Annotated in this window: 5 protein-coding genes; all 5 read left to right on the top strand. The window is 45.2% G+C overall.

The window, feature by feature from the left end; genetic code table 11:
• The first annotated feature begins 258 nt into the window (after window positions 1-258).
• Window positions 259-906 (top strand): hypothetical protein, encoded by a 648-nt coding sequence (locus CCB157_RS16375; RefSeq protein WP_077616889.1) that lies wholly within the window; start codon window positions 259-261, stop codon window positions 904-906.
• Window positions 906-1793: a hypothetical protein gene (locus tag CCB157_RS16370; RefSeq protein WP_077616888.1), complete on the top strand. Its 888-nt coding sequence runs from the start codon at window positions 906-908 to the stop codon at window positions 1791-1793. Before CCB157_RS16375 ends, CCB157_RS16370 begins: the two co-directional genes overlap by 1 nt.
• A gap of 14 nt (window positions 1794-1807) precedes the next feature.
• Window positions 1808-1951 carry a hypothetical protein gene (locus tag CCB157_RS17770; protein ID WP_158077365.1) on the top strand — a complete coding sequence of 48 codons (144 nt, stop codon included), beginning with the start codon at window positions 1808-1810 and terminating at the stop codon, window positions 1949-1951.
• A 36-nt stretch (window positions 1952-1987) separates the two neighbouring features.
• Complete coding sequence (locus CCB157_RS17765) at window positions 1988-2398, top strand: head-tail connector protein (protein WP_077616887.1); 411 nt, start codon at window positions 1988-1990, stop codon at window positions 2396-2398.
• On the top strand, window positions 2373-2679 hold a 307-nt coding region (locus tag CCB157_RS16360), incomplete at its 3' end, for a putative minor capsid protein (protein WP_077616886.1). The genes CCB157_RS17765 and CCB157_RS16360, both read left to right, overlap by 26 nt.

Below are 2679 nucleotides of genomic sequence, written 5' to 3'. Positions count from 1 at the left end.
TCGGGAAGCTAAACGCGAAAAAGCCATGATGGAAGCCATGGGTGATGATGAAGGAGCAAAGCTGGCAGCGGCTAAGGTAAGAGAGCGACAGGCTGTCATGAGGGAATTTATTAAGCAGACCGATAGAACGCGTCGGTATAATCGAGAACAGATCTATTGAGTCGTATCGAAATGATACGGCTTTTTTCTTGCCCGTTTATCCGTAGTGGGCGTTAAAGAAAACGGAAGAATCATTATCCATAATTGGAGGGCTAAACTATGAATCTTATGAACGATTTTCTATATCGCTTGAATTTCAAATTCTTCGCCGCAGATGACAATGGTGGCGGCCAATCCGGTGACCAGCAACCGGACCAAAACGCTGGGGGAGACCAATCTCAACAACAGCAACAAGATCAACAGGATAATAAGACATTCACCCAGGAAGACGTAAACAATATTGTCGCGCGCGAGACGAAAAAGGCCACCGAAAAGCTGCTGCGGCAGCTGGGTATCGAAGACTTTGAAAATGCTAAAGAGGGTCTCAAAAAATTCAAAGAATGGCAGGACAGCCAAAAAACCGAGGCGCAGAAACAGACCGAACGCCTAGAATCTTTGGAGAAGGAAAAAGGTTCTCTTGTTGAGCAAAATGCAACGCTCAAAGCACAGCTTTCCGCTTTAAAAGCTGGCGTTAAAGCTGAATCGGTCGAGGATGTTGTAGTCCTGGCCAAAAATCTTGTGACTGATGAAGTGGATATGGACCAAGCCATTCAAAAAGTGCTTGAGAAATATCCGCATTTCAAAGCACAGCAAGATGCACAAGAGGATAATGGCAAAAAGCCCATATTTACAACAGGGCAACATCAAAAAGGGGGCGCGACGGACCCATTCATCGCCGCGCTTGGATTAAAAGGAGGAAATAGCTAATGGGAAACGTTATTAACTACGCTGAACAATATCAACAAGAACTTGATCAAGTGATTAAACAAGCGACTTTAACCAACGATTTGGAAACACCGAATGTTCAATGGATGGGTGCTCGGACTTTTCATGTTCCGACTCTTTCTGTTAGTGGCTACAAAACCCATAGCCGCAATGGTGGGTATAACCGCGGCACGGTTGAAGTCACCCATGAACCGTATACGCTCTCGTTTGACCGTGACGTCGAATTCTTCGTGGATCAAATGGATGTTGATGAGTCTAACCAAGCGGCAAGCGCGGCCAATCTCACTCGAGTATTTTTGAATGAACATGCCGGGCCGGAAATCGACGCTTATCGCTTTTCGAAAATGGCCACGAAAGCCATCGCAAGCGGTAATGCGACGAGCGAAGATGTTTCGCCGGATGATGTTGTGGCCAAGCTTAAACGGGACATTAAGAAAGTCCGCAAATATGGGACCGCGAATCTCGTCGCTTATGTATCTACTGACGTCATGGACGCCATCGAGCAATATAAGGAAGGCAAAGGCCAAATTAACTTGGACAATGCCGGAACCGTGATTGAAACCCGTGTCACTACGTTAGATGGTATCCGCTTGGTCGAAGTATTTGATGTCGACCGGTTTCATACTTCCTTTGATTTCACGGATGGATTTGTTGCTGCGCCCGGATCGTACGCTTTGAACTGGATAATCGTTTACCGCGGTGCGATTGTTGCGAAGGCTAAATTAAACTCTGTTTACTTGTTTGCGCCCGGGCAACACACTCAAGGTGACGGTTATCTTTACCAAAATCGTCTCTATCATGACTTGTTTGTTCTCAAAAATAAAGCCGATGGCGTCGTTGCTTCATATGGTACGACGGCCAAGTCTTGATAGGAGGGGTTTTAATGGCTATTTTGCGTAAGGAAAATGTGATTTTGCGTGAGGATAATGCAGCCAAGATCAAAGAACTCAAAACACTCGGGTATGAAGAAGTGACGGAAGAAGATTTAAAACCGAAGAAATCCAATAAGAAAGAAGAGGGCAAATAACGGCCCTCTTTTCCCTTCTGAGGGGAGTTTTGCTGGATGGGTTACATTGATGCTGATTACTATCAAAACACGTACAGAGGGGCTGACGCGGGCTCAGAATTGGATAAATATATTGAACGGGCAAGTGATCTTATTGATCAAGTGACCGGTTTTAAAATCAGTGATTTTAACGCATTAGCTCCAGTGGTTCAGGAGTATGTTAAGAAGGCGACTGCTGCACAGGTGGAATATTACGTCGTCATGGGTGGAGATGCCGATGTGAACGCCGGAGCGCAAACCATTGGTAATGTTTCTATCGGCTCATTCAGCTATGGCGGATCGCAAGCAAACGATAATAAAAATGCAGATCGAATCAGCCCAAATGCTTTGGCCTATTTGGAGCCAACAGGCCTTCTATATCGTGGATTGGATGTGGTGCAACGTGCCCATTATTCGTCCAATTCCTAAACAACTTCTCATACATTCTATTGTTTACGAGGAATATCTAGGCCAAGGCAATTTTGGGGAGTCGTGGGGCGATCCGGAAACGATCGATTGCGTTCGCTTTGAACCCAAAACGGCAATCCGCATGGATGCTAATGGGGAAGAAATCGAAACGCAAGGGATTATCTTTATGGACACCGTCAATACGCCTAATTGTAAACCTCTAAAAGTTAAATCTAAGGTGACTTTTAATGGTATCGAAATGATGGTCCATGCTTGCAATCCCTATTATGGGTTTAACCAAG

This window comes from Caenibacillus caldisaponilyticus (assembly GCF_002003465.1).
Taxonomy (GTDB): domain Bacteria; phylum Bacillota; class Bacilli; order Bacillales; family Sporolactobacillaceae; genus Caenibacillus; species Caenibacillus caldisaponilyticus.
The sequence above is the reverse complement of the archived record's forward strand: the minus strand, read 5'-3'. Positions and strand labels throughout refer to the sequence as shown.

What these genes read in the sequence shown, in the direction of transcription:
- CCB157_RS16375 (WP_077616889.1), top strand. Translation starts at nt 259, where the DNA reads ATGAATCTTATGAACGATTTTCTATATCGCTTGAATTTCAAATTCTTC.
- CCB157_RS16370 (WP_077616888.1), top strand. Translation starts at nt 906, where the DNA reads ATGGGAAACGTTATTAACTACGCTGAACAATATCAACAAGAACTTGAT.
- CCB157_RS17770 (WP_158077365.1), top strand. Translation starts at nt 1,808, where the DNA reads ATGGCTATTTTGCGTAAGGAAAATGTGATTTTGCGTGAGGATAATGCA.
- CCB157_RS17765 (WP_077616887.1), top strand. Translation starts at nt 1,988, where the DNA reads ATGGGTTACATTGATGCTGATTACTATCAAAACACGTACAGAGGGGCT.